The organism is Holophagaceae bacterium, from assembly GCA_016720465.1.
In the GTDB taxonomy this organism is placed as follows: domain Bacteria; phylum Acidobacteriota; class Holophagae; order Holophagales; family Holophagaceae; genus JANXPB01.
In genome coordinates this window covers 252,274-277,018 of record JADKKO010000002.1, presented here as the reverse complement: position 1 = coordinate 277,018, position 24,745 = coordinate 252,274, and the positions used below count along the sequence as shown (strand labels likewise).

Annotated in this window: 23 protein-coding genes; 6 read left to right on the top strand and 17 right to left on the bottom strand. The window is 64.1% G+C overall.

Annotated features, from left to right (window positions below; genetic code table 11):
• Positions 1-14: 14 nt before the first annotated feature.
• The 5 genes from IPQ13_05570 to IPQ13_05550 form a co-directional block, all read right to left on the bottom strand.
• Positions 15-2,459, bottom strand: coding sequence for a response regulator (locus IPQ13_05570; protein MBL0210368.1), 2,445 nt, complete (start codon positions 2,457-2,459; stop codon positions 15-17).
• A 10-nt stretch (positions 2,460-2,469) separates the two neighbouring features.
• Positions 2,470-3,618 (bottom strand): EAL domain-containing response regulator, encoded by a 1,149-nt coding sequence (locus tag IPQ13_05565; protein ID MBL0210367.1) that lies wholly within the window; start codon positions 3,616-3,618, stop codon positions 2,470-2,472.
• A gap of 521 nt (positions 3,619-4,139) precedes the next feature.
• Positions 4,140-4,880 (bottom strand): response regulator transcription factor, encoded by a 741-nt coding sequence (locus IPQ13_05560; protein MBL0210366.1) that lies wholly within the window; start codon positions 4,878-4,880, stop codon positions 4,140-4,142.
• On the bottom strand, positions 4,867-5,577 hold the full coding sequence (locus IPQ13_05555) for a histidine kinase (GenBank protein ID MBL0210365.1): 711 nt from the start codon (positions 5,575-5,577) through the stop codon (positions 4,867-4,869). The genes IPQ13_05560 and IPQ13_05555 overlap by 14 nt, the downstream gene beginning before the upstream one ends.
• A 397-nt stretch (positions 5,578-5,974) precedes the next feature.
• Complete coding sequence (locus IPQ13_05550; protein ID MBL0210364.1) at positions 5,975-6,139, bottom strand: hypothetical protein; 165 nt, start codon at positions 6,137-6,139, stop codon at positions 5,975-5,977.
• 332 nt (positions 6,140-6,471) lie between these two features.
• Here IPQ13_05550 and IPQ13_05545 point away from each other — a divergent pair, with 332 nt between their 5' ends.
• Positions 6,472-9,612: a lantibiotic dehydratase gene (locus IPQ13_05545; protein ID MBL0210363.1), complete on the top strand. Its 3,141-nt coding sequence runs from the start codon at positions 6,472-6,474 to the stop codon at positions 9,610-9,612.
• On the opposite strand, the gene IPQ13_05540 is transcribed toward IPQ13_05545, so the two are convergent.
• The 5 genes from IPQ13_05540 to IPQ13_05520 form a co-directional block, all read right to left on the bottom strand.
• On the bottom strand, positions 9,573-10,838 hold the full coding sequence (locus IPQ13_05540; GenBank protein ID MBL0210362.1) for an EAL domain-containing response regulator: 1,266 nt from the start codon (positions 10,836-10,838) through the stop codon (positions 9,573-9,575). The genes IPQ13_05545 and IPQ13_05540 overlap by 40 nt on opposite strands.
• A gap of 138 nt (positions 10,839-10,976) precedes the next feature.
• Positions 10,977-12,203 (bottom strand): MFS transporter, encoded by a 1,227-nt coding sequence (locus IPQ13_05535; protein MBL0210361.1) that lies wholly within the window; start codon positions 12,201-12,203, stop codon positions 10,977-10,979.
• Between the two features lie 121 nt (positions 12,204-12,324).
• Positions 12,325-12,669 (bottom strand): four helix bundle protein, encoded by a 345-nt coding sequence (locus IPQ13_05530; GenBank protein ID MBL0210360.1) that lies wholly within the window; start codon positions 12,667-12,669, stop codon positions 12,325-12,327.
• An 82-nt stretch (positions 12,670-12,751) separates the two neighbouring features.
• Positions 12,752-13,153: a phage holin family protein gene (locus tag IPQ13_05525; protein ID MBL0210359.1), complete on the bottom strand. Its 402-nt coding sequence runs from the start codon at positions 13,151-13,153 to the stop codon at positions 12,752-12,754.
• 57 nt (positions 13,154-13,210) lie between these two features.
• Entirely contained in the window at positions 13,211-14,083 is an 873-nt protein-coding gene (locus IPQ13_05520) for a hypothetical protein (protein ID MBL0210358.1), read from the bottom strand.
• A gap of 141 nt (positions 14,084-14,224) precedes the next feature.
• Between IPQ13_05520 and lpdA the strand changes: the two genes are divergently transcribed.
• The 3 genes from lpdA (at position 14,225) to IPQ13_05505 (ending at position 16,295) form a co-directional block, all read left to right on the top strand.
• Entirely contained in the window at positions 14,225-15,631 is a 1,407-nt protein-coding gene (gene lpdA / locus IPQ13_05515; GenBank protein MBL0210357.1) for a dihydrolipoyl dehydrogenase, read from the top strand.
• Between the two features lie 20 nt (positions 15,632-15,651).
• Entirely contained in the window at positions 15,652-15,876 is a 225-nt protein-coding gene (locus IPQ13_05510) for a hypothetical protein (GenBank protein ID MBL0210356.1), read from the top strand.
• A 62-nt stretch (positions 15,877-15,938) separates the two neighbouring features.
• Positions 15,939-16,295: a hypothetical protein gene (locus tag IPQ13_05505; GenBank protein MBL0210355.1), complete on the top strand. Its 357-nt coding sequence runs from the start codon at positions 15,939-15,941 to the stop codon at positions 16,293-16,295.
• 109 nt (positions 16,296-16,404) lie between these two features.
• Here IPQ13_05505 and IPQ13_05500 read toward each other — a convergent pair whose 3' ends face one another.
• From IPQ13_05500 to IPQ13_05490, 3 genes are all read right to left on the bottom strand, one after another.
• Positions 16,405-17,307, bottom strand: a complete 903-nt coding sequence (locus IPQ13_05500) for a hypothetical protein (GenBank protein ID MBL0210354.1) — start codon at positions 17,305-17,307, stop codon at positions 16,405-16,407.
• A 461-nt stretch (positions 17,308-17,768) separates the two neighbouring features.
• Positions 17,769-19,523 carry a B12-binding domain-containing radical SAM protein gene (locus IPQ13_05495; protein ID MBL0210353.1) on the bottom strand — a complete coding sequence of 585 codons (1,755 nt, stop codon included), beginning with the start codon at positions 19,521-19,523 and terminating at the stop codon, positions 17,769-17,771.
• 179 nt (positions 19,524-19,702) lie between these two features.
• A complete protein-coding gene (locus IPQ13_05490; protein MBL0210352.1) occupies positions 19,703-20,485 on the bottom strand; it encodes a hypothetical protein in 783 nt (260 codons plus the stop codon).
• Positions 20,486-20,617: 132 nt separating this feature from the next.
• Between IPQ13_05490 and hflX the strand changes: the two genes are divergently transcribed.
• Entirely contained in the window at positions 20,618-21,778 is a 1,161-nt protein-coding gene (gene hflX, locus IPQ13_05485) for a GTPase HflX (GenBank protein ID MBL0210351.1), read from the top strand.
• A 3-nt stretch (positions 21,779-21,781) separates the two neighbouring features.
• Here hflX and IPQ13_05480 read toward each other — a convergent pair whose 3' ends face one another.
• From IPQ13_05480 to IPQ13_05465, 4 genes are all read right to left on the bottom strand, one after another.
• On the bottom strand, positions 21,782-22,303 hold the full coding sequence (locus IPQ13_05480; GenBank protein ID MBL0210350.1) for a hypothetical protein: 522 nt from the start codon (positions 22,301-22,303) through the stop codon (positions 21,782-21,784).
• Between the two features lie 15 nt (positions 22,304-22,318).
• Positions 22,319-22,606: an ACT domain-containing protein gene (locus IPQ13_05475; protein ID MBL0210349.1), complete on the bottom strand. Its 288-nt coding sequence runs from the start codon at positions 22,604-22,606 to the stop codon at positions 22,319-22,321.
• An 86-nt stretch (positions 22,607-22,692) separates the two neighbouring features.
• Entirely contained in the window at positions 22,693-23,415 is a 723-nt protein-coding gene (locus IPQ13_05470; GenBank protein ID MBL0210348.1) for a class I SAM-dependent methyltransferase, read from the bottom strand.
• Complete coding sequence (locus tag IPQ13_05465; protein ID MBL0210347.1) at positions 23,357-23,782, bottom strand: prepilin-type N-terminal cleavage/methylation domain-containing protein; 426 nt, start codon at positions 23,780-23,782, stop codon at positions 23,357-23,359. The genes IPQ13_05470 and IPQ13_05465 overlap by 59 nt, the downstream gene beginning before the upstream one ends.
• Before the next feature lie 240 nt (positions 23,783-24,022).
• Between IPQ13_05465 and IPQ13_05460 the strand changes: the two genes are divergently transcribed.
• A complete protein-coding gene (locus IPQ13_05460; protein ID MBL0210346.1) occupies positions 24,023-24,727 on the top strand; it encodes an NAD-dependent deacylase in 705 nt (234 codons plus the stop codon).
• Positions 24,728-24,745: the final 18 nt, after the last annotated feature.

The following is a 24,745-nucleotide window of genomic DNA, read 5'->3' as shown; positions in this document are numbered from 1 at the left end:
GGACAGCCATCGGTTCATTCCGTCCTAGCCGTCCCCTCGAAGGCCCATTGCAACTGATGCATCAGCGATTGGACTTCGCCCCATGCGCCTGCCCTGGCGGAGGATTCGAGATCCCTGGCTTTCTGCGCCAAGACGTGGGCGCCCACCATGGCGCTGGCGCCCTTGATGCGATGGGCTTGACGGACGACCGAATCCTGGTCCTTCAGTTCAAAGTATTGGGTCAGCGTTTCAAGATCCATCCGGGTGTTGAACCGAAAATCTTCCAGGATTTCGGTGGCTGTCGCTGGATCATTCCCGCTCAAGGCCAACAGGGCCTCGTGGTCCAGTCCCAAGGGCTGAAGCTCCCCGGCGGCCGGTGCCTCCAGCTCCTCCGGATCGGCGCCAGGCCATCGGAGGTGCGGCAGCCATTGGCGCACCTTGACCGACAGCATCGAGAGGCTCACAGGTTTCGTGAGGTAGTCATCCATGTCCAACGCAAGGCAGCGTTCCGCCTCGCCTTGGAGCACATTGGCGGTGAGGGCGATCACCGGCGTCCGGGATAGGCCATGCGCCCGTTCCCAGTTCCGGAGGGCTTCGGTGAGCTGGTAGCCGTCCATCCGCGGCATGTGCAGGTCCGTGAGCACCAGCGCATGGCGGCCGCTCTTCCATCGCTCGAAGGCATCCAGCCCGTCCTCGGCCACCTCCAGGGCGAAACCCGCCAGGTTCAATTGGCGGGTCAGCACCGCGCGATTGGTGGGATGGTCTTCGGCCAGCAGGATGAGGCTCCGCTCCAGCACCGCCTCTTCCACGCTGGGAGTGGGCCGGAAGCACCCAGCCACTTCCCTCAGGTCCAGCGATTCCGCCTCAACAATGTCCTTGACGTCTCCCAGCGGGAAAGTGGCCGTGAACGCCATGAGCGTCCCCCTGCCCGGCGCGCTCTGCATGGAGATTTCGCCCCCCATCAGATCCGCTAGGCGGCGGCTGATCGCAAGGCCAAGCCCGGTCCCGCCGAATCGCCGGGTCGTGCTCGATTCCGCTTGGGAGAAAGGCTGGAACAGGCCGACCTGGTTTTCTTCGGGAACTCCGATGCCGGTGTCCTGGACTTCAAGCCTCAACTTTTCGGCGCCAGCAGTGGCTTCCACGCGCCGGACCCTGACCGTGATGCTTCCTTCCTTGGTGAATTTCACGGCATTGCTCAAGAAATTATTCAGGATCTGGATCAGCCTCAAGGGGTCCGCCACGTGGGCCGGGCCCACCGCATCACTGATTTCCCGGTGGATCTGGAGCCCCTTGCTGGAGGCGGCCTGGGCGAAATTGGTGACCGCCGTTTCAATCACTTTCCGGATGGAAATCGTCTCGGGGACCAATTCGAGCTTGCCGGCCTCGACCTTCGAAAAATCGAGGATGTCCCCGACGATCTGCAAGAGGCTCTGCGCCGAATGATGGATGATGTTCACCGCCTGGCGCTGGTCCTTGTCCATGGTCCCCATGGAGAGAATCTCGATCATCCCGTTGATGCCGATGAGAGGGGTGCGCACCTCGTGGCTCATGGCGGCCAGGAAGGCGGATTTCGCCCGGTTCGCGGCCTGGGCCTCGGCTTCCCGTTCCCTCAGCCCCATTTCCAGCGCTTTGAGCACGGTCAGGTCGGTCACCACCGTCAATCTGCCCAGGGACCCGTTCCCATTCCCCTGCATCAGGGAGACGGCGACCATGACGGGCACCTTGGCGCCGTCCTTGCGGATGAAATTCAATTCCTGGGGGGGAAAGGGGCCCAGAGCCACCATGGCCTCGTGCAAGGCCCGGCCCGATCCCACCGGTTTCCCGTAAAAGCCGCTGAGCCGGCCGTAGAACGCCTCGGCATCCTGCGGATCGAGCCAGGCGGCTGGATCCTTTCCGACCACCTCTTCAGCTCCATAGCCCAGCAACTCTTGCAGGAAGGGGTTGATGGACAGGATAACGGAATCCCGGTCCTGCGTCAGGATGCCCACGGGCGCGGAGTCCACCAACGCTCGCAAAAAAGCTTCTCGCTGGCCGAGGTTGTGGTTGGCTTCGCGCAACTGGTCCACGGCGGTCCGCAGTTCGGTTTCATATCCGATGATCGCCCTGCGCATGTCGAGGAAGGACCGGATCACTTTTCCCGGCTCGCCGTCGGGAATGGCCACGGGGTAGTCCTTGAAGTCGCGCATCTCCAAGCGCTGGGCCAATTCAGCCATGCCCTGGACCTGGCGGGCGACGCTCCGCGAGATGGCCAGCCCCAGGATCCCGGTCATGGACAGGCCGGCCACGGCCAACGCGGCAAACAGGTATCCAGCCCCCGCATCCGCTGCTCCAGCCGCAGGGATCCTGAGGTGCTGATAGGTCCGCCAGTAGGCGAGCAGCGTGGCCGAACACCCCGCCAGCGCCACGGCCATCCACACCATCAACAAGTGTCGGAGGCTGAACCGATCCAAAAACCGGAGGAAGAGGGAGATGGGTTTCATGAGCCTTCTATCAGCAGGCTTCCTCAGGTGCCCGCCACATCTGGATCCAATCCGGCATCTGATGGCCCGGCATGGGGCGGCCCACAAAATGCCCTTGCGCGGTCTGGCATCCCAAGGACTTGAGCAGATCCCACTCGGCGCGGGTCTCGACGCCCTCGGCGACGGTCTTCAATTTGAGTTTGCGGGCCAGGTCCAGGCTAGCCTCGATGATCGTCCGGTGCCTGGATTGGGTGGGGGAATTCTTAACGAAGGACTGGTCGACCTTGAGCTCCGTGAAGGGCACCGTGCTGAGCTGCTGCAAGGAGGAATACCCGGTCCCGAAATCATCGATGGAAAGTCCGAATCCCTTCAGCCGCAGGCGTGCCAGCACGTTCAGCACCTTGGCCACATCGGTCATGACCTCGGTCTCGGTGACTTCCAGGATGATCTGACTGGGATCGCAACCGGATTCCTTGACCAGGTCGTGAAGGCGGTCCGCAATGCTCACGTCGGCGAGGCAGAGCATGGAGACATTCACCGAGGCTGTGAGGACATGGCCCCGCTTGGCCCAGGCTTTGAGGTATCCGCAGGTCTGGGTCAGCACCGCTTCGGTCAACTGGGCCACCAGCCCCTCGCGTTCCATCTGGCGGAGGAAGCGGCTGGGCGGCAGCACGCCATGGCCAGGCCGGAACCAGCGCACGAGGGCTTCGACGCCCTTCATCTCGCCGGTGGCAAAGGAAACCTTCGGCTGGAAGTAGGTGAGGAACTCCCGCTCCTTCAGGCCGCGCTTCAAATCTTCCACATCGATTTCGGCGCTGGCGACGCTGGCCTTCCGGATGTTCCCCTCTGGGTGGAATCTGGCCATGCAGTCCGTGAGTTCCTGCAGGTTGAGGGGCTTGGAAATCACGCCCAGCACCCGCAGGCCATAGGCCTTGGCCATGGTCTCGACGGTGTTCAGGATGGAAACCTCCATGGCGCTGACCACGACCACGGCCTGGGCCCATTGCTCTCCGGCCACGTGGCTGATGAACTCCACGCCGTCCATCTCCGGCATATCCAGATCGCAGAGGATGATGTCGACGGGTTTGCCCCGGCTCGCCAGGATATCCAAGGCTTCGCGTCCGTTCGCTGCCTCCAGGACCGATCCCGCTCCCATGTCCTTCAAGAGCCGGATCGCCATCCGGCGCTGGAAATCGTGGTCTTCGACCACCATGAGGGTGCACTGGCCTAGGCCTAGGACCCCATTCCCATCCTCAAACGAGCACTTGGAAAAAAAATCAGGTTCGACTCGGATCCCGCGTTTTGATAAAATTTGTCTTGTTTTTACAAGATGTGTAAGGCCTGTTCTCACTCTATGGCCTCTATCATCACGCAAGGTGGTGGCACTTCCATCAACCCTTGGGAGGTGGCCCCTGGTTCTCATGGTTCTCTTCAGCATCGAATTCAAACCCTTGATGGTGGACACTTTCACAACACCTTTTCGAGCATAGGCCCCGGTGTCGGCCGGAGATTCGGATACCTCCGAACGGTGTTTTTTTCCCCCCGAACGAGCGTCCGCAGCTTTTGGCAAAAGATAATTTTTCTATAAATTTTTCCTAGTAAAAACAGCAGTACCCGTGGTCCGAGCCGCTTGGACCCCGGGAGCACTGATGAACCAAGAGCGGGAGGCCTGCGGTTTCGGCGCTGGCCCGGCAAAATGCCTCAGGAAGCTCCCATCCGGATGCACTCCTTCGTCCGGGGCGTCATGGCGCGGCTGACGGTCAATTCCACCTTCGGAGCGACCATCACCTTGATCCGCCCCACCGAAGCGGACCGGATTCCCTTGACCATCCGGGGCCGCAGCAGCAGGTGGCGCTGGATGCGGAGCAGGCCGTCCTCCGGGAAGCTGTGTTCCACTTCCGACAGGGCGGTCCAGCGCGTCAAATAGCGGTTCAACCCCCGGCAAGCCCATACGCGGTCGTTATCCAACTCGAAATGGGTGATGAGTTCCAACTCCATGAAGATCTCCCCGTCCCCTGCCCGGATGGGGAAGCGCGCGGGGGGCGGCAGCAGCGTCTTCAATTCCAGCGGGGTGAGCCGCCGGATCAGCCGTTCACCCAATCGCTGCAAGCACTTGGCAAGCCGGTCCTCGAACACCGGCTTCAACAGATAATCCACCGCGGCGAGTTCGAAGGCGCGCACTGCATATGCCGAGTGGGCGGTCACAAAGACCACGGGCGGACAGGAGGGGATTTCCGCCAGCACTTCCATCCCGTTGAGCCCGGGCATCTGGATGTCCAGGAAGATGACATCCACATCGAAGGGCTGGTTCAGCCATTCGAGAAGCGCAAGGCCGTCTCCAAGCTCGCCTACGACCTCGCAGCCAGCTTCCTGGAGCAATCTGGTCAACCGCTCCCTTGCCAGGGGCTCGTCATCGACCACCAGGGCCTTAAGTTGTTTCATGGCTGCATTCTACTTGCATTGCATCCAGCCGGATGCAGGCGAGCGTCCCCTGGCCCGAAGGCCCGATGGTAAAACTGGCTCCGCTCCCGAAATGCAACAACAGGCGTGAACGCAGGTTGGTCACCCCGATCCCCCTGCCCTCCTCGCGCTCCCGGATTGGGACCCCGGAATTCCATACCTCCAGGAAGACGACCCCATCATGGGCCCGGGCCCGGAGGATCAGATCCCCACCGGGGATGCTGGGCGCGATCCCGTGTTTGATGGCGTTTTCCACCAGTGGCTGCAGCAGGAGGGGAGGCACCTCGATGGCATCCAGCGCCTCGTCCCACTCCCAGACCACCCGGAGCCGGTTCTCCAATCGGATGGACTCAAGCGCCAGGAAATCCGTGACGATCTTGCGTTCCTCCCCGAGGGGGAGCCGCATGTGCTCGGACGCCCGCATGATGCGCCGCAGGAGTTCGGAGAGGTGCCGGATGGCGTTCTCGGCGGCCTTGGGGCTCTTGTGCACGAGCTCCGCCAGCCCATTGAGCGCATTGAACAGCACATGCGGGTGGATCTGGCTTTGGAGCAGGCGGTTCCTGGCGACCCGCACTTCGGCTTCGGAAGCCTCCCGGAGCTCTTCCGACCGGGCCCTGGCCGCGACAAGTCCCCCCACGACCATCATGGCCGGCCCCACGAGGGCAACGTAGATCTGCATGAGTTTGGCTTGGTCGAACTTGACGTGTGCATGTGTGTATAGCCACCCATCGAGAAGCGGGAGAAGGATCGAAACCAGTTCGCAGAAAAGGACCGAAAGGACGAAGCCCAGGATGAAATTCCAAGGTGAAGCAAGGCGGCGCGGCAGGATCCAAGGTAGGGGCGCGAGGAAAGCGAAGGCGCATATATGGGTGAGCGGGGCGGAGAAGACGCTGGCCCACATCCATGGGGATACTGGCTGTTTGGAAGTCCAGTAGCCATACAGCAGGAAAAGGACCCACAACGAATAGCAAGTTCCCATCACCCGCCAGTTTTTCGCCAGCGGAAACAGGGAAGCCCAAGGGTTCGCCGGTCCGGCGGCCAGGCTGTAGCCAGACTCGGTGAACCGAGGAATGTCCTCATTGCGTGATGGTGAGAATCGTGGTGATGGCCGGGCGCTGCGGCTCACGACCCTGCCTCGCGCCCTGGTCCAGCCGGATTCCAGCGAGCGGGTGGCTCAGGGATTGGCTCTCGCTGCTGGAACGCTGGATGGATTCTTTTCGGAAGGAAAGGCTGTTGTTCACGGGAACTCCCAGGTAGCGCCGCAGGGCGCAACCTAGGTTTTGGGACCTGCAGGGGTGACAACCAAGGTCTTTCCATCAACGGTATATAAACACAACTTCAACCGTTGGAATCCCAAAGAGACACCTTTCGGGGGCGCCGGGCCGCCGGGGATTGGCGGCCTGCCGCTCTGGCCGCGCCTCGGCCCTAGCGCCAAACAAGCGGGCCGGGACACCGGTGCCAGCAAAAAGGCCTGATCCACACCGTTTGGCGGTGGCCTCGAAGTATTCTGGTCGTCCGGCTGGCAGCCAGGCTAACGGAACCGACAGCCCCGATCGGAAGGAACCACATCGGTATGCCCCACCCGCTCCCCTGCCACGCCGCTGATTTTTTCGTGCTCCGCACGCCAAGCCTCCCTCTGGAGGCACTCTCGCCTCGATCCCAGGAAGGGTGGGAGGCCAATCCTCAGCCTGCCCCAGGTCCGCGCGCGGAAAGCGGCCTGACGGGGTTGGACCAGGTCCTTCGCGGCCTGGTCCAGCGCGGCATCGTGCGGGAAGCCGTGGCGCTCGCCTCCCCGGATCTTGCCTCGCGCCTGGACGCCTGGCTGGAGGGAACGCTGCAAGGCAAGGCCGCTCGGAACATGGAACATTCCCTGATGAAGTACCTCAGCAGGATGAGTAGCCGCTCGACGCCTTTCGGTCTCTTTGCGGGCGTGTCCACCGGGACCTGGAACCACGCCAGCCACCTTTCGGTGGGATGCTGGCCGGAATGCCGCAAGTCGGTGCGCCTGGATTGGAGCGTCCTGGAGATCCTGGTGGACCGGTTGGAGCGGGAGGCAGAGGTACGGTCTTTCCTGGATTATCGGCCCAACACCAGCCTCTACGCCCAAGGCGGGTGGTACCGCTACCTCGAGCGGAGGGACCAAGCCGGACAGGGCCGGTCCTACCACCTGGAGGCCGTGGAGGCCACGCCCCATCTCGATTTGGCGCTCCAGCAAGCGCAGGAGGGTGCGTGCCTGGAGGACTTGACGGCCTGTCTAGCGCGGCGCATGGAGGTGGAGCCAACGGCAGCCCAAGTTTTCCTGAATCAGCTTATCGATGCCCAAGTGCTCTGCGGCGGGCTCTGCCCGCCGCTCACGGATCCCGACCCGCTGGGTCGAGTCATCCAGATCCTTCAATCTCATCCGGCCACGGCGCCGATGACCGGTCCCCTATTCGCGGTGGTCTCGCAACTGGACGCCATCCAGCGCTCGCCCCTGGGTTCAAAGCCTGGGGGCTATCACGGTCTTTCGGCGTCCCTGGCCGACCTGGGGATTCCAACCGAAACCCGGGATGTGCTCCAGGTGGATCTCTTCCGGCCCTCCCCTGGCCTGGCGCTGTCACCCAAGGTTCGCCAGGCCCTGGAGGAAGGGGCGGACAGGCTCCGTCGCTTGACCCAGCCCCCGGACGAAACGCCATTGGACCGGTTCCGGGCGGCTTTCGAGGCAAGGTACGGAAGCCGGTGGATGCCGCTCCTGGAAGTCCTGGACGAGGAGAGCGGCATCGGCTTCGACGGGGCTCCTCCCCAGGATTCTCCCTTGTTGATGGATCTGCCCATCCAACGCCCAGCGCCGCCCCGCCCGCTTTCCCGGCGCGACCTGTTTCTCATGGCGCAAATCCCGCGATGGCAGGGAGCCACGGCCTGGGAACTGGAGGACGCGGACCTGGAAGCGCTCACCAATCCGGAGCCCCAGCCCTTTCCCGCTTCCTTCGCGGCCTTGGCCAGCCTGGCGGCCTCCAGCCCCTCCGCCTTGGACCGTGGGGAATTCCAATTCTGGATGGAAGCCTATTCGGGTCCCACGGCGGCCCGCTGGCTCGGGAGATTTGCGTCCGGGGATCCAGAATTGAAGGGGCGCCTGCAAAGCCACCTGCAGAAAGAGGAAGCATTGCGTCCGGAAGCGGTGTTCGCGGAAGTGCTCCATGTGCCGGAAGGCAGGACGGGGAATGTCCTGGCCCGGCCCTCCCTTCGGGGCTATGAGATCCCCTTCCTCGCCACGCCTGGCGTTCCAGGCGACAAGGCCATCCGCCCTTCGGACCTCCGGGTGACGGTGCGGGGAAACCACGTTTTCCTGGCTTCGGCGCGGCTGGGACGGGAAGTCATTCCGCGGTTGTCGTCGGCCCACAACTTCAACCGCGGACCCGTCCTGTACCGGTTCCTGGCCAACCTGCAGGACCAGGACGGGCGCCCCGGAGGCTGGTCCTGGGGAGCCTTGGCTGAACTCCCCTTCCTGCCGCGGGTCACCTGCGGACGGCAGGTCCTCTGCAAGGCCCGTTGGCGGATCGAATCCAGGGAGCTGAAGGAGGCGCAGGCGGACTCCCGCGAAGGCGCCTGGGACGCCTTCCAACGGTTGCGGAAGACCAGGAAGCTTCCTCGGCTTGTCCTCCTCACGGATGCCGATAACAGCTTGCTCGTGGACCTGGACCAGGTCCTGTGGGTGGAGACCCTGCACCACCTCGTCTCTAGCCGGTCAACCTTCACACTTACCGAGTGTTTTCCGGACCCCGGCCAAGCCTTGGTCGCCTCGCCGGAAGGACGGTTCGCCCACGAGCTGGTCATCCCCTTCGAAGCGGATCCTTCCTCCCCCTCCAAACCAGCTCCCCTCCGCCAGATCTGCATGGGGATCGAGCCCCGCGTCCATCCACCCGGCTCGGAGTGGCTCTACCTCAAGCTCTACTGCGGATCTGCCAGCGCGGATCAGCTTCTGTCGGGTCTAGAACCGCTCCTGCGGATGACGAAAGCGGAAGGGCTCTGGGACCGTTGGCACTTCGTCCGCTTCCGCGACCCGGCACCCCATCTGCGGCTGCGCTTCCATGGCCTGCCCATCCGGCTGCTGGCGGAACTGCTTCCCCGGCTCCACCAGCACCTGGAGCAGCACCTGGCGCATGGTTCCCTGTGGAAAGTGCAAGTGGACACCTTCGAACCGGAACTGGAGCGCTATGGGGGGCCGCTCGCCTTCGCCCTGGCCGAGGAATGGTTTTTTGAAGACAGCCAGCAAATCCTGGATCGGCTGTCCGGGGGCATGACGCTGGAACAACGGTGGCGGGCCGGGCTCAGGGACACGGATGCGATCTGGGCGGCGCTGGGACTGAGCCTCCCCTCGCGTCAGGAGCTGGCCCAGGCTGCGCGGGATGGATTCCGGAAAGAATTCGGAGATCCAGGCGAGGGTGCAGCGCAGATCGGGAAGCGATTCAGGGAATTCCGGAAGGAATTGGAAGCGGGGTTTCCCATCGCCGTGGAGTCGCCCTTGGCTCCTGGCCTCTGCGGCCTGGCGCGGATCCGGGAGGCCTTCGAGCGGGGCCAGATGCAGGAAGAGGTGGCCAGCCTCGCCGGAAGCCTGGCGCACATGCACCTCAACCGCCTCCTCCGCACAGACCACCGGGAAAACGAGTGGGTCATCATGGAATTTCTGGTCCGTCTCTACGAATCCTGCCGCGCGCGCTCCCCGAAAGAGGCCTGAGGGCCGTTTAAAACTACCGTCATCAGGCTTCCTCGGGGGCCTGCCACAGCTGCAACCAATCCAGCAGCTGGTGGCCCGGCATGGGCCGGGCGATGAAATAGCCCTGGGCCTGCTGGCAGCCCAGGGACTTCAGCAGATCCCATTCCGCGCGCGTTTCCACACCTTCCGCCACGGTCTTCAGCTTGAGTTTGCGCGCCAGGTCCAGGCTCGTTTCGATGATCGTCCGGTGCCTGGGCTGGGTGGGGGAATCTTTGACAAAGGACTGGTCGATCTTCAGCTCCGTGAAGGGCACGTTGCTGAGCTGCTGCAGGGAGGAATATCCCGGTCCCGAAATCATCGATGGAGAGTCCGAAACCCTTGAGCCGCAGCCTCGCCAACACGTTCAGCACCTTGGCCACATCCACCATCACTTCGGTTTCGGTCACCTCCAGGATGATGTTTTGCGGATCGCAATCCGATTCCTTCACGAGGTCGTGGAGCCGGTCCGCGATGCTCACATCGGAGAGGCACTGCATCGAGATGTTCACCGAAGCCGAAATCAGGTGGCCTCTCCTGGCCCAGGCCTTCAGGTAGCCGCAGGTCTGGGTCAGCAACACCTCGGTCAAGGGCGTCACCAGGTTCTCCAGCTCCATCCGGTGGATGAATTGCAACGGCGACACCGCGCCGTGGCCCGGCCTGAACCAGCGGACGAGGGCCTCCACGCCCTGCACTTCACCGGTGGCGAAGGAAACCTTGGGCTGGAAGTAGGCGATGAACTCCCGTTCCTTCAGGCCCTGTTTCAAGTCCTCCGCGTCGAATTCGGAACGAGCCGGAACGGCTTCCCGGACCTGCTCCTTGGGGTGGAAGCTGGAGATGCAAGCCGTGAGGTCCTGCAGGTTGAGGGGCTTGGGAATCGCCCCCAGCACCTGCAGTCCATAGGCTTTGGCCATGGTTTCCACGGTGTTCAGGATGGAGATTTCCATGGCGCTGACGACGGCGACGGCCTGGGCCAGTTGGTCCTCGGCCACGTGGCGGATGAACTCCACGCCATCCATTTCCGGCATGTCCAGATCGCAGAAGATGATGTCCACGGGCTCGGTCCGCCCAGCCAGCAGGCTCAACGCCTCGACCCCGTTCGCTGCCTCCAGGAGCTCCCCCGCCCCGAGATCTTTCAGCAGCCGCAGCGTCATCCGGCGCTGGAAATCGTGGTCCTCGACCACCATGACCGTGCGATTGTTCAAAACCATGGCCCTGTCTCCAGCATGCGACCCGAGTCCGGTGGAAGGTAGGCCCAACTCTAGCCGCAACCCGCCATTCGCGAGGCTGGAATTTCACCTCCATGCAAGACTTGCCCGTCGGTGTTCGTCCAGGATCCAGCCGCGGCTTCAGCGGGATTCCGAAGCCTGGAATCCCCGGGCCCACCACAACAGGACGCCGGAAGCCATGATCGCAGGCACCGCCACGAGCATGGCCTGGCCGAGGGCCGGCCCATCGGCGCCCAGGCGATCGCTGAGGGCGCCCACCAATTTCGGACTCACGGCATCGCCGAAGAGATGGATGAACAGCACGTTGATGGCGACGCCGGTGGCGCGGACGCTGGAGGGCAGGCAGCTCACGGTCAACGCGTTCACGGGGCTGGTATTGATGAAGAGCAACAGCATGCCCAGGAAAAACAATGCGTAGGTCAGGTGCAGGTTCCCGGATGAAACCGCCCATGCCACCGCGGGCGCGGCGGCCAGGAGCGTGCATCCGCTGATCCAGACCCCTGCGTCGGGCCAGCGATGCTGGAGTTTTCCGGTGAGGATTCCGCCCAGGAAAGTGCCCAGGATGCCGGTCACCACAGCCAGGCCGCCGAACACGAGGCCCGCCTGGCCCACGCTCACCTCGAACTTCCGCTGGAGGAGGGCTGGGCCCCAGGTTGCCAGGGCGCCCATGGCAAAGGTATAGCCCACGTAGCTGCCGGTGCAGGCCAGCCAGATGCGGTTTTTGAAAATGGCGCCGAGCCTCTGGAGCCAGCTTGCGGTTGCGTTGAGATCATGCAGGTGGTCCATCGCGCCCCGCACGGGATCCGAAAGCAGCATCATGCGGCCTGCGAGGATCAACCCCGGGAGGCCCGCCACCAGGAAGGCCGCCCGCCATCCGAAATGCTGGGCCACGATGCCGCCCAGGCCGTAACCCAGCGCCGAACCCAACGGAATGGCCAGGTAGAACCAGGTGAATTTCGCCGCGCGTTCATCCTCGGGAATCACATCGCTGAGGATGGCCGGACCCAGCGTGGCGTAGGCGGCTTCGCCCACGCCCACCAGCGAGCGCGTGAAGAGGAGCATGGGATAACTGTGCACGAAGGCCGCCAGCAGGGTCGCGATGCTCCATAAGGCCACGCCCGCGGCCACCAAGCGCGGGCGGTGATAGCGGTCCGCCAGCCACCCGAAGACCGGCGCCGCCAGCATGTAGACCACCACGAACACCAACGTCAGGCTGCCCAATTGGGAATCCGTCAGGCGCAGATCCTGGCCCAGGGGCTCCAGGATCGCCGCCACCACGTAGCGATCCAGGTAGTTCACCAGGTTGATGCTGGTCAGCAGGACCAGTAATTTCGTGGCTGGCTTCATGGGTGGAAGTGTCCTGGTGGGCTGTGGGCTTTGAGCTATCAGCGATCAGCTATCAGCTATCAGCTATGAGCTATGAGTTATGAGCAGTGGGGGAATCAAACAGAATGAATGCATCGAGAATTCAAGCTCGGATTTTATTGATGAAGACCGAGAGGGTTCGGCAAAGAGAATTGGCTTGAATTTCAATGTTTGAATCGCGAAAAAAACCCAATCGTTGGGCTAATGAAGCCTGGTATTCAAGTTCGCGGGCTGAGCCCAACGCGATGTGTAGGAAGTGAACAAATTCGGCTTCGGAATGCCGGGAGCAGCCCTCAGCGATATTCGATGGAACCGATACAGCGGCCCTCCTCATTTGGGAGACCAAACCAAATTGTTCTGATTTTGGAAAGGTTCCAGTTGCGGCATATACCGCCAACGCTAAGTCATCAGCCAACTTGAAGACCGTCAAAGCCCTGTGGTTTCGCATGCGCCATCCTCTCACAGCTAATAGCCCATGGCTCAAAGCTCATAGCTCATAGCACATACCTCATGGCTCATATCCATCCAGCTCAATTCACGATCTTGATTCCCCGGGGAGCCCTTGGCCCATCCTTGGGTTCTCTTCCGATGAGCACGACTTCGACGAGGCTCGCCACGAGGCTTGTGATGAGGGCGCCGAAAAATCCAGCCCAGAACCCATCCACCCTGAAGTCCAACCCCAGCCGATGGGACAGCGCTCCCGCCAGCCAGAACACCAGGCCGTTGATCACGAGACTGAAGCAGCCGAAGGAGAACACCACCGGGATGAAGGCGATGAATTTCAGCAGCGGCCCCAGGGTCGCGTTCAGCACGCCCAGCACCACCGCCACCGCCAGCAGGTCCACGAAAGATCCGTGGTGGAGGCCCGGCAGCGCATAGGACGCCACCAGCAGGCCGAGCGCGGAGAAGAGGAAGCGGAGGATCGTGCGCATGAGGGCCAGTGTAGGAGATCCGCGGCTGCGAAGGGAATCCGGCCCGCAGGAAACAGCTCAGTCCGGAATTCCCTTCACGGGGTATCCGTTCCCGCCCTGCACCGTTCCCCCCTTGCCGCCGTGCTTGCCCATGATGTAGGTCTGGGCCTTGGGGATGCCGGCGCCTTCGTAGGCGTGGATGTCCGTGAGCGCGTTGCCGAAGGCCCGGATGAAGGTCAGGCCTGTGTTCTGCATCGATTTCAATTGCGCGAGCTTGGCTTCGCCCACGCGCTTCTGCGTGGGCAGGATGTCGCGGGCGAGGGGCATCCAGACCACCACGCCTTCGGGAAATCGATGGTGGGCCAGCCATTCGCGAGTGGGCCTTCCCAGCCAGGGAGGGCGGCCCGTGAGGTAGACCACGAGGCTGCCTTCCGAAGCCCGCTTTACGGCCTCCACGGCATTGGGGCGCAGCTTCGGGCCCTCCGCTCGCGGATGGCGCCCCAGGCGGCGGAGGTAGTCTTTCCAGTTCTCCGCATCCGACATGGTCAGGGTGCCGTCGATGTCGAAGACTGAAGCCGCTTGCCCCGGCCCGATGACGAAGAGCGTCCCCTCCGCCGGCTGCTGCTCGTACCACCAGCGCACCTTCACCGAGCCCGGTTTGGCGGGCGCTTTCACCGCCAGGACCGCCTTGCCTTCTTCGTCCGTGGTGGCCTCGCCAATGGGTGTCCAGGCGCCGTCCACCAGCCACTCCACGCGCACCGGGGCATGTTCCAGGCTCTTCTGGACCCCGGCGCTGTGGCTGAACCAGGCCGTCAGGGGCACCTGGGAACCGGGCCTGGCCACGGCGTCCGAAGCGGAGTGGTAGGGCGTGCGCGACTCCAGCCCGCCCGCGCACAAGGAAACCGGACCTGACACCAGGCAAACCACCGCGAGGCGAAAGCGGATGTCCATCAGGCCCGCCCTTCGGAGCTTTCGCGCGTGGATTCCACGAGTTCCCCCATCAAATCAAGGCTTTGGGTCCACCCTACCATGCGGCCGGTTTGGCCCGCCCGCGGCCCGTGGGATACTTCTGTCCATGGCTTTGGAGCTGGCATGGCTGCGTTCGACCTGATCGTGATTGGAAGTGGCCCTGGGGGCTACATCGCCGCGGTGCGCGGTGCGCAGTTGGGACTGAACACCGCCCTGGTGGAAAAGGATCCCGCGGGTCTCGGCGGCACCTGCCTGCGCCGCGGCTGCATCCCCGCCAAGACCTGGCTGGAGACCGCCCACCGTTTCGAGCAGATGGAAAACCTCAAGGAATTCGGCATCGCCGATGTGGATGTTTCGAAGCTGCGCGCGGATCTCCCGGCCATCGTCACGCGCAAGAACCGCATCGTGCTTAAGAACGGCAAGGGCATCGAATACCTGATGAAGAAGAACAAGGTCACGGTGCTGAAGGGCATCGGAAAACTGCTGGGGGGCGGGCGCGTGGTGGTGGAGCAGGAGGTCCACACCGCGAAGAAGATCATCCTCGCGACCGGGTCGGTTCCCCGCGAGCTGCCGGGCCTGGAGACCGACGGCCAGCGCGTGTTGAACAGCGACCACATCCTGGACCTGGCGGAACTTCCGAGCCACCTCGTCATCCTGGGCGGCGGCGCCATCGGCGTGGAGTTCGCGTCGACCTTCGCGCGGCTGGGCAGCAAGGTCACGCTGGTGGAAATGATGGACCAGCTGGTGCCCATCGAGGACACGGCCGTGGGCGAGGAACTGGCGAAAATCTTCGCCAAGTCCTACAAGATGGATGTCCGCGTGAAGACCAAGATCGCCAGCCTTGAGAGGTCCGCTGGCAAGGTTGTCTGCCACCTTGAAGGCGACAAGCCCGGGACCCTCGAAGCCAGCCACGTGCTCATCTCCATCGGCCGCGCACCGGTCACGGCCAACATCGGCCTGGAGAACACCAAGGCCACCCAGGAGCGCGGCTACATCGACATCAACGAATTCATGCAGACCAAAGAAGAAGGCCTTTACGCCATCGGCGACATCGTGAAGACGCCCATGCTCGCCCACGTGGCCAGCGACGAGGGCGTCGTCGCCGCGGAGCACGCGGCGAAATCCCTGGGCGCGGACGCGCACCCCCATCCCATCGACTACGACCGCGTGCCCGGATGCACCTACTGCGACCCTGAAATCGGCAGCGTCGGCCTCACGGAGCGGGCGGCCCGCGAGAAGGGTTTCGACGTTCAGGTGGGCCAGTTCCCCTTCATGCCCATGGCCAAGGCCAACATCATCGGCGAGCCCCATGGCTTCATCAAGATCGTGGCGGACAAGCAGTACGGCGAGATCCTGGGCATCCACATCATCGGCCCCAAGGCCACGGAACTGGTGGCGTCCAGCCTGGCGCTGATCGGCGGCGAATACACCGTGGACGAGCTCATCAACACCATGTACCCGCACCCGACCCTGAACGAAGTCTTTCCCGAAGCCGCCCGCGCCGTCCATGGCCGCGCCTTGAACATGTGAATGAACCAGCAGGAGCGAACGTGATACCGATCGGAAAACTGGGCCGCGTCAGCGAGGGCGACTACAAGAATTGGTACGTGATGGTGCACGACACGCCGGGCATGGGCCTGCTGGTGGTCAAGGCGCTGGACGCGGAAATGAGCAACACCAAGCTCTTCCACGGCCCGCTGAAGACCATGGCCGAAGTGGAGGACTACTTCGTCCAGCAGCAGCTGAAGGTCGATTGGACCGGTGGCGAAGGTTGATCCGGTCGGTCCTCGCCGCGTCCGCCTGTCTTTCCCTATTTGCGCAGGCCCCGCGCGGAACCTTGAGGTACCTGTCCGGCGGGCGGCGGGCGGAGCTGCAGGTCGTTGACGGCAACCATCCGGCCTTCATCGCGCTGCGTCCCGAACAGGGCGAGCTGGCGGCGCTGCGTGCATTCGTGCTCACCCACACGGGCCCGGAAAAAATGATCGCCCCCAACGCCACCACCTTGAAGCAAACCGCGCCTGCCGCCTGGAAAGTGGGCAAGCATCGCGGTGTGAAAATGCTCAGGACCGACCAAGCCACCTACTGGTGCTACACACCCGGCCTGGTGCTGCCCGCCGCCTTCCGCGTCGGCAAGGCCACATGGCAGCTGCAAAGCGCCGACCTGCCCCCGCTGATGTTCGTAGAGCTGCGATGAGCCATGAGCTGCATTCGGATGCGGCCCAAGGCCGCGGCGTTATGAACGGAGCGCCGAAGGCGCTTCCAGATCAGCCGATGGCTGATAGCTCATGGCTCATTGCTGAAACCTAATGGCGCCGCCGTCCCCCGCGCACCGTCGTGTGGGTGGTCTTCACCTTGCCGCCGTGGGGACCCGTCCGCACCGTGGTGGTGCGGGTCACCCGGGCCTTGGCGTGGGCGGGCGCATAGCGGGTGCGCACGGTGACTGAAACCGCGCGGCCCGGCGCATACAGGCGATGGGCCGCCAGCACGCGATGGGTGCGGACCACCGCGAAGCCCGGAACCAGGCGGGACCGGAAGGGATGGAAGGCGGCCCAGGCCAGGGGCCGGAAGGGGCGCCACCAGGCCGGGTACACGCGCCACCGCCAGGGGGACGTCCAGGCCACATAGGCCGGGGCGAACACGAACCGGACGCAGGGCCAGGGCCATACGTTCACCACCACCCGGACCCGGTTGGCGGCCAGGGCGCTGGGTTCAGGGGCGTTCGGCCCGCGGCCCGCCTGGTTGCCTCCGGAGGCATCCTCGTCGTCATCGTCATCCCCCTCGCCGGGTTCGACGATGGTCCGTTCTCCGAAGATTTCTTCATCCCCGACAATCTGCACGATGGCATTGGCGTCGGCGGTCTTTTCGAGGCCGATCACCGCGATGTCCTGGTTCTCGCTCTCGGAAATCGCCACCTGCAGGACCAGCGCATGGACGCCGCCCTGCATCCGGTCCACCACGCGGACGTAGTCGACTTCTCCGTCGCCGTTGAGATCCAGGTTGTTCACATGGTTGGCCTGCTCGTTCAGCGCCTTCTCGAACGCCTCGGGGGAGTCCGACTTCTTGAAGAGCTCCAGCGCTCCCTGGAGGATGAAATGGTCGCCGGGCAGCCCCGTGGCCTCGGGTGTGGCCGGGGTTTGGGCGGGGAGGGGCGCGAGGCTGGCGCTGGACACGAGGGACCAGCAAAGGGCGTGGCGGATGAGCTTCATGGGGAGTCCTCTGGAAGAAATGGAAACGGTTATCAATGCGGTCTCGATGGCTGACCAGCGCGGGTCATGAACTGTCCAGGACCCTAGGTAAATGGGTACGCTTCATTGGATAAATCCGTGATGGTGGTCCTACCATATCCCTTCAGTGATCGAGTCGCAAGAAAATTTGAGGGTGCCGAAAATGGCCTGGCAATCCTGGCGCGTTCCACCGCGGATTCTTTGCATTTCATCCGTGTTCATCTGTGGCTGAAAAGCTTTTAACCACAGATGAACACGGATGAACACGGATTTGAAAACCAACTAAACAACCGTGGATATGCCAATTCTTCGGCCCCGGCTTGTACGGCAGCCACCACTGGTTCACGCTCTAGGCAAACCTGGAGGAGCGATGCGGCGGACGGCGCGGCTTGACGCGTGGATCAGAGGTTAGCCTTGCGTTCAATCTGGATCCAATCATGGGTCTAGGAATCACGCCCTGAATTCCCCAACACTCCGGTGCTCGGTATCCGCAACCTTTCCACCGTACCCCTGAATTCCTCAAACGCCCTCACTGCGCTGTGCTTGAAATCCGGGTGGAAGCGCTCACAGCGGGCTTTGGCACGGGCCAGGAGCTTGGCGCGGTAGGCCTTCCAGGCGGCCATGTTCTTCGCGTTGCCCTGGATGGCGCGGTGCAGGCGGGCTTCGAGATCTTGCCCTGAGCGTTGCAGCCTGTCCTTGAATTTCTCCAGTTCCAGTAGGCTCCGTGTGATGGTGAAGAAATGGTGGCCTTTCACGGCCATGGTCACCAGCTCGGCGAGCATGCGGGGGCGCAGCGTCAGGCCCCGCAGCAGGTAGGACCAGTACGCGAACGTGTAGCGGGAGAAGGTCTGGCGGATGAGGGAATGGAAGAAGGCCCGCACTTCGACGAGCCGGATCCGGCGGACGGAGGCCTTGTGGGGCTTCATCCGGCGGATCAAGTCAAGGCAGCGGGCGAAGTAGCGGCGCGGCCGGTACACCTCGGCAAGCACGCGCTTGTAGCCCGCGCGAAGGAGGCCCGCATCCATGCGCGGAAGGAAATTCAGCTCCAAGTCATGGGTGTTGTTGCCCCCCACCGACGTGAAAAGCAGCCGCCCCTCGGAGGCCAGCCGGGTGTGGAGCCGGGTTCCCGGAAGGGCCGTCAGGAGGCCCACCATGGCCGTGGGAATGGCAGCCTGCCCGATGAAGCGGATCTGGCGGTCGAAGATATCGCCCTGGTCTTCGTCGAAGCCCACGATGAACCCGGCGGCCACTTCCAGCCCCTTGGCCTGGATGGCGCGGACGCTGGCCAGCAGATCGGCGCGGCTGTTCAGGTTTTTCCCCACCGCTTCGAGCGTGGCCTGGTCCGGCGTTTCGATGCCCACGAACACCATGTTGAAGCCCGCCCGCACCATGTCGTCCATGAGCGCTTCGTCCGCCGCCAGATCGAGGCTGGCCTCGGTGTAGAGGGTGAAGGGGAAGTTCCGTTCTTCCTGCCAGCGGGCCACCTCGGGCAGGAGGCGGCGAACCTGGAGCCGGTTGCCGATGAAGTTGTCGTCCACCACAAACAGCGAGCCGCGCCAGCCGCCCTCATACAGCAGCTCCAGCTCCTCCAGGATCTGGGTAGGCGTCTTGGTGCGGGGCTTGTGGCCGAAGAGTTCCACGATGTCGCAGAATTCGCAGTGGTGCGGGCAGCCGCGCGAATACTGCAAGGCCGCGCCCGCGTAGCGTTTCCGGTCCAGCAGGTCGAAGCGCGGCGGCGGCGTGCGGGTGATGTCGGGGCGCGTGGGATCGCGGTAGCAGTTTTTCGGATTGCCATTTTTGAAATCCTCCAGGAAAGGCGGAAGGTTCACTTCCGCTTCGCCGAGGACGAAGTAATCCACGCCTTCGATCTGCTCATGGCAACTGGTGGGATAGGGCCCGCCCGCCACCAGCGGCTTGCCCGCTTCCTGGCACATCGCGACGATTTTTTCGAAGGAGGCGCGCTGCACGAGCATGGCGGAGGTCAGCACCAGATCCGCCGCCTCGATGTCCTGCTTCGAAAGGGTTCCGACATTCAGATCAACGAGCTTGAGGTCCCAATCCTTCGGCAGCATCGCGGCCACCGTGATCAGGCCCAAGGGCGGCAGCGAAGCCTTGCAGCCGAGGAAAGGGAGCGCGTAGCGCATGCTCCAGTAGGTCGGGGGCATTTCCGGGTAGACCAGCAGCGCCTTGATTCCCAAGGGGCGCTCCCTTCTGGGAAAACTGCCTTGATTCTACGCCCTCACTCCAAATATCCGGGGCGGGGTTGTGCGAGGGGGGCGCCAGCCAAAGGTTGAGAAGTTGAAAGTTGAGTTGAAAGTTGAGGAGTTGCGTAGTTAAAGCCACAACCAGTGCGGGCCTTCATCTTTCTCCGTGCCTCTCAGCACCGTGCGCAGAAGTGCGGCGGGGCGGGCAGTGCGGCGAGTTTTTGATAGGCCGACCGCCAGGCTGCCACGGGGCCGCGGAAGGCCGCGATGGCGGGCGTGAGCTGGGCCAGGGCATGCAGGTTGGAGGGATCGCCGGGCAGCGGCAGCAGGGGGACGGGCTGGCCGGAAGCAGCGCGCAGGCTGGACCGCAGCAGCTCCATCAGGGCCGAGGCCGTGGGCAGTTCCAGGGGCGGCACACGGAGCTCGGCGCCGGTGGGAAAGGCGACGCCAGACCAGAGATCGGCCTCGAAACCGCCCTCCACTTCAGCCCAGGGGCCCCGGCGGAAGGCCCGCCGCCGTTGCTGCTTGTCCCAATCCGGAAGGAAGGATTTCAACTCATCTTTTTCCAGGGGCGAGAGCGGAGCTTTTCCGAGTTTTTCGGGCGAGGCCATGAAGATCCGCCCCGGCAGCCGCTTGGCGAGCATGGGGCGATCATCGAGCCAAGGCAGGCTCACATCCAACGCGGCCACAAGCGAACCGATGCGGCGGCGGTGGCACCGCAGCGCAACGCCAACCTCCGCGTCCGGGGCGGGCAGCAGCGCGCAGAGATTCAGCCCGGCATCGCTGGCCTCCCAGGCCTCCAGAGCTTCCAATACCTGCGATGCGCGCGTGCCCAGCACCAGCAGGGCGGGAAGCCCATGGCCGCGCTGGCGTTCCACCAGCACCAGCGCCCCGCCTTCCCCGGACAGCACGGAGCCCCCCAGGTCCGCTGCAAGGTGGAGGGCGGCCATGTCCATGAGTCCATCATCAGCCAGTTGTAGTGGTAAGCCAAAACGAGAGGCGGTGGGACCCTTTCCCCCCCCCCCTTTTAACTTTTCGACCTTTCGACTTCTCGCCCGCCTTTCCCGCCGGGCCCTTATCCTTGCTTCATGGCAGAACCCCAACCTCGATGCTTCCTCCTGGCCCGGCAAGGGCGCGACGACGAGGGGGCGACCATCGAGGACCATCTGCTGGAGCTCGCCGAGCTGGCGCGGGCCGGAGGCATCGACCCCATCGGCCAGGAGAAGCTCAAGCGCGCGACGCCGGAGGCCCGCAGCTTCTATGGCAAGGGGCAATTGGAGGCCGCGTCCCAGGAAGCCAAGCGATTAGGAGCGACCCTGCTCATCTGCGACGACGAGCTGAGCGGCGGCCAGGTCCGCAACATCGAGAAGTCCACGGGCCTGCGCTGCATGGACCGCACGGGGCTCATCCTCAGCATCTTCGAACAGCGCGCCCAGACGCGCGAAGCCAGGGCGCAGGTGGAGTTGGCGCGCTTCGAATACGAATTGCCGCGGCTGAAGGGCGCCTGGACCCACCTTGAGCGCCAGGCGGGCGGCACGGGCACCCGCGGGGGCGCGGGCGAAACGCAGATCGAAGTGGACCGCCGCATGACGCGGTTGCGCATCTCGCAATTGAAGAAGGAATTGAAACACCTGGAACGGGTGCGGGAAACCCAGCGCCAGGGCCGTGTCCCAGGCCTGCCGCGGGTGGCGCTGGTGGGCTACACCAACGCCGGCAAGACCAGCATCCTGAAATGCCTGACGGGCGAAGGCGAGCCCAAGGACATGCTCTTCGCAACCCTCGACACCACCACGCGCAAGGCCTGGCTGGGCGCCGACGATGAGACCGGTGCGCCGAAACAAGCGCTGGTATCCGACACCGTCGGCTTCATCCGCAAACTGCCCCACCAACTGGTGGCGGCCTTCCGCTCGACCCTGGGCGAAGTGCGCACCGCCGATGCGCTGGTGGTGGTGGCGGATGCCGCGAATCCAGATCTGGAAGAACATTTGAAGATCGTCGGCGCCACGCTCCATGAAATCGGCTGCGGCGACCATCCGCGGCTGCTGGTGCTCAACCAGGCGGACCGCCTCACCCGGCCTCGCCGGCTGGACATGAAAAAGAGGCATCCAGATGCGGTGTTCAGCTGCGCCCTGACCAAGGCTGGCATCGAGGAAGTCCGCGAATGGCTGCGGGAGCTGATCCCGGGCCCGCCGAGGCCGCGGCAGCTCGAAGACTGGGAGCGGCCGCTTGTCCAGGCGGAGCTGTCCTGAAGGTCAGGCTTCCGGCTGCTTCGCTTTCGGCAGGTAGCCCAGGCCCCAGACCAGGGCCGCCGCCAGGACCACGCGGATGAAGAAGAACTGGGTCGAGAGGCCATGGGTCTTGCGGTAGCTCATGAGCCTCGCATCATCCTGGGGCAGCGAATCCACCGGGGCGTTCATCTCTGCGCGGAGTTCCTGGAGCCTCGGCGTGGCCAGGAAGGTGCTGGAAAACGTGAAGAGCAGGGCCACCAGGACCGCGGCGCTCCAGAGGCGCAGGGGGCCGATGGGGCTGGCGTCCTGGATCTCGTTGAGCCACCGCCCGCCGTAGCTCAGGCAGAGGGTGCCACCGAACGCCACCCACGCGGCCAGATCCAGGCGCGCCACCATCACCCCCGCGACCCGGCCCGCCAGATCCTTGGTCGGCAGGTTGGCGAACAGGGCTGGAGCCATGAGCGCGGCGAAGCCCAAGGCCATCCCGAGCCAAAGCAGAAGGAGCACCAGGGAGGCGCTGTCCAGGCGGCGGAGTGTTTTTCCCATAGCCTGAAGTCTAGCTCATCCGGCCTGATGGCCGGCGAGGCGCAACACCCGGAGCGCAGCTTCAACCGCCGTCTCGCGCACCAGCACATAGTCCGTGTCGAAGGTCGAGAGCGCGAAGATGCTCACGCCCGCCTCCGCCAGGGGGCCGGCCATGGACGCCAGCACGCCGGTCATGGCCATGTCCAGCGGCCCTCGCACCTTCAAGGCCCTGAACGGCCCCTCGGTGCGGTACCCCGGCGGCACACGGTCCGAGGCGCACAGGATCGAGAGTTCCTCGGGCGTCTGGGTGATGGACCACAGCATTCCGCCCCGGGCCCAGGCGGGCACCAGCTCGTCGGGATCCAGGCGGACCACCGCGAACGCGCCCTCGAGAAGATCAAGCGTCAGGATCAATGTTTCATCCCCAGAAGCAGTCCGTCAGGTGTCGGGATGCAGACAGTGTCGAAGGCCCGGGTGGCCTCTTCGTGGCAACGGCGCACGGCCTCCGCATCCGGGCTTTGATCCAGGAGCTGTCCGAAATAATAGGCGTTGTCCACCAGCAGGAGCCCGCCACGGCGCAGATTGAGGGCCGCCCACCGCGCGTACAGGTCATACCGGCCCTTGTCGGCGTCCAGGAACACCGCGTCGAAGGGACCTTCGGATTCCAGCGCAGGCAATGATTCCAGGGCCGGTCCGACGACCACCTCCACGCGATCCGCAAAGCCGGCCTCCGCAATTTGTTCCCGGGCCACCGCAGCGTAGGTTGTTTCCAACTCCAAGGTCCACAGCCGGCCGCCGGCCGGAAGCGCCTGGGCCATGCGGATGGCGGAGTAGCCCGCCAAGGTGCCGAATTCCACCACCTTTTTCGCGCCCGCAAGCCGCAGCAGCAGCGTGAGCAGCTTGCCCTCGCTCATGCCCACCTGGATGGCAGGAAGGCCCCGCAGTTCGGGCGCGGCGAAGGCCGCGGCCAAACCAGGAGCATGGCCATGGCCGGCATGGAGGTCGTTCAGGTAGGCCAGAATCTGAGGGGCTGTCGTAGCGATGGCCCTGCCGGGAATCAAGATCGGCCACCGCTCACCAATCGCTGTAGGGGACTTGGTCCTCGCTGATGTCCTGGCTGCCGCTGCGGACATTCCAGATGCCGGGTTCGGCGTCCGGCTGGTCGGGGTCGGCGGATTCCATTTCCGTCCGCCAGGTCTCCGAGGAATTGGTCATGGGATCTTTGGGAATCTCGCGGACGTAGCCCTTGTCCCTCAACTGGGCCAGGGAGGTGGGGTAGCGGCTGCGGTCCGCGTGGTACTGCTCCAGCGCATGGCGGATCTGGAAGAGGTTCTCCTTCAGGACCGATTCCTTGGAGAGCTTCGTGCTGTGCCGGTAGCCCACGATGCCGACCGTCGAAAGCAGGGCGATGATGGTCATCACCACCAGCAGTTCCATGAGCGTGAAGCCCCGCTGGCGGCCGGTGGCGGTGGAGCGGGCTGGAGTGTGGAAAAGGCGCATGAAACCTCGGGGCGGGTGGGCAGCCGGACTACCAATTTAGCACGGCCTCCGCTGTTGGGTGCGCCTCGGCGCGCTTGGGTTTCCGGGGATGGAATCGCGCGGCTCGGGAACCCGCAGGGCTCTGGCGGCAGGAGGATGCCCGACGCCCACCGGGACCTGCGGCGCCCTGCCATTCGGTGGATCCAGCGGCGGCGCTGGCGGACCCTGGTCTAATGGAAGCGTCATCATGATGGAGCGTCCGTGGGGTCCGGTTCCGCCACACCCATCGTCATCCTCACCGGAGCCGGCATCTCCGCAGAGAGCGGCCTTCCCACCTTCCGGGACAATGGCGGGCTCTGGGAACAGCATCGCGTGGAGGATGTCGCCACGCCCGAGGCTTTCCGGCGCGATCCCGGGCTGGTGCAGCGCTTCTACAACGAACGCCGCCGGAAGCTCGGAGCCGTATCGCCCAATGCGGCGCACCGCGCCCTGGTGGACCTGGAGCGGGGCTGGCCCGGCCCCTTGCTCCTGGTCACCCAGAACGTGGATGACCTCCATGCCCGCGCTGGTTCCCTGAACCTCGTGCCCATGCACGGCGAATTGCTGAAGGCCCGGTGCCTGGCTTGCGGCGCCGCCTCCGCCTGGGCAGAGGACATCCTGCCCACAAGCCATTGCCCCCGTTGCGACGAACCGGGGCAGTTGAGGCCGCACATCGTCTGGTTCGGAGAGATGCCGCTGGAGCTGGACAGGATTTTCAAGGCCCTGGAGGAATGCGGCCTCTTCATCGCCATCGGCACCTCGGGCACGGTCTATCCCGCGGCTGGCTTCGTGGACGCTGTGCCGCCCGGAGCCCGCGCCATCGAGATCAACCTGGAAGGGTCCAGTCCGAATCCGCGGTTCGATGAGCAGCGCCAGGGAACGGCCACCCAGCGGGTGCCGGAGCTGGTGGCTGAATTGTTGAAATGATCTGTAAACTTACGGCAC

Bases quoted from the DNA above. Each gene is read 5' to 3' on its own strand.
- IPQ13_05540 (MBL0210362.1), bottom strand. From the start codon at position 10,838: ATGGTTTTGAACAATCGCACGGTCATGGTGGTCGAGGACCACGATTTC.
- IPQ13_05545 (MBL0210363.1), top strand. From the start codon at position 6,472: ATGCCCCACCCGCTCCCCTGCCACGCCGCTGATTTTTTCGTGCTCCGC.
- IPQ13_05560 (MBL0210366.1), bottom strand. From the start codon at position 4,880: ATGAAACAACTTAAGGCCCTGGTGGTCGATGACGAGCCCCTGGCAAGG.
- IPQ13_05490 (MBL0210352.1), bottom strand. From the start codon at position 20,485: ATGGACATGGCCGCCCTCCACCTTGCAGCGGACCTGGGGGGCTCCGTG.
- IPQ13_05465 (MBL0210347.1), bottom strand. From the start codon at position 23,782: ATGCGCCTTTTCCACACTCCAGCCCGCTCCACCGCCACCGGCCGCCAG.
- IPQ13_05475 (MBL0210349.1), bottom strand. From the start codon at position 22,606: ATGCTGTGGTCCATCACCCAGACGCCCGAGGAACTCTCGATCCTGTGC.
- IPQ13_05565 (MBL0210367.1), bottom strand. From the start codon at position 3,618: ATGGCGATCCGGCTCTTGAAGGACATGGGAGCGGGATCGGTCCTGGAG.
- IPQ13_05470 (MBL0210348.1), bottom strand. From the start codon at position 23,415: ATGTCCGCAGCGGCAGCCAGGACATCAGCGAGGACCAAGTCCCCTACA.
- IPQ13_05555 (MBL0210365.1), bottom strand. From the start codon at position 5,577: ATGCAGATCTACGTTGCCCTCGTGGGGCCGGCCATGATGGTCGTGGGG.
- IPQ13_05530 (MBL0210360.1), bottom strand. From the start codon at position 12,669: ATGCGAAACCACAGGGCTTTGACGGTCTTCAAGTTGGCTGATGACTTA.
- IPQ13_05520 (MBL0210358.1), bottom strand. From the start codon at position 14,083: ATGGACATCCGCTTTCGCCTCGCGGTGGTTTGCCTGGTGTCAGGTCCG.
- lpdA (MBL0210357.1), top strand. From the start codon at position 14,225: ATGGCTGCGTTCGACCTGATCGTGATTGGAAGTGGCCCTGGGGGCTAC.
- IPQ13_05570 (MBL0210368.1), bottom strand. From the start codon at position 2,459: ATGAAACCCATCTCCCTCTTCCTCCGGTTTTTGGATCGGTTCAGCCTC.
- IPQ13_05535 (MBL0210361.1), bottom strand. From the start codon at position 12,203: ATGAAGCCAGCCACGAAATTACTGGTCCTGCTGACCAGCATCAACCTG.
- IPQ13_05480 (MBL0210350.1), bottom strand. From the start codon at position 22,303: ATGGGAAAAACACTCCGCCGCCTGGACAGCGCCTCCCTGGTGCTCCTT.
- hflX (MBL0210351.1), top strand. From the start codon at position 20,618: ATGGCAGAACCCCAACCTCGATGCTTCCTCCTGGCCCGGCAAGGGCGC.
- IPQ13_05500 (MBL0210354.1), bottom strand. From the start codon at position 17,307: ATGAAGCTCATCCGCCACGCCCTTTGCTGGTCCCTCGTGTCCAGCGCC.
- IPQ13_05525 (MBL0210359.1), bottom strand. From the start codon at position 13,153: ATGCGCACGATCCTCCGCTTCCTCTTCTCCGCGCTCGGCCTGCTGGTG.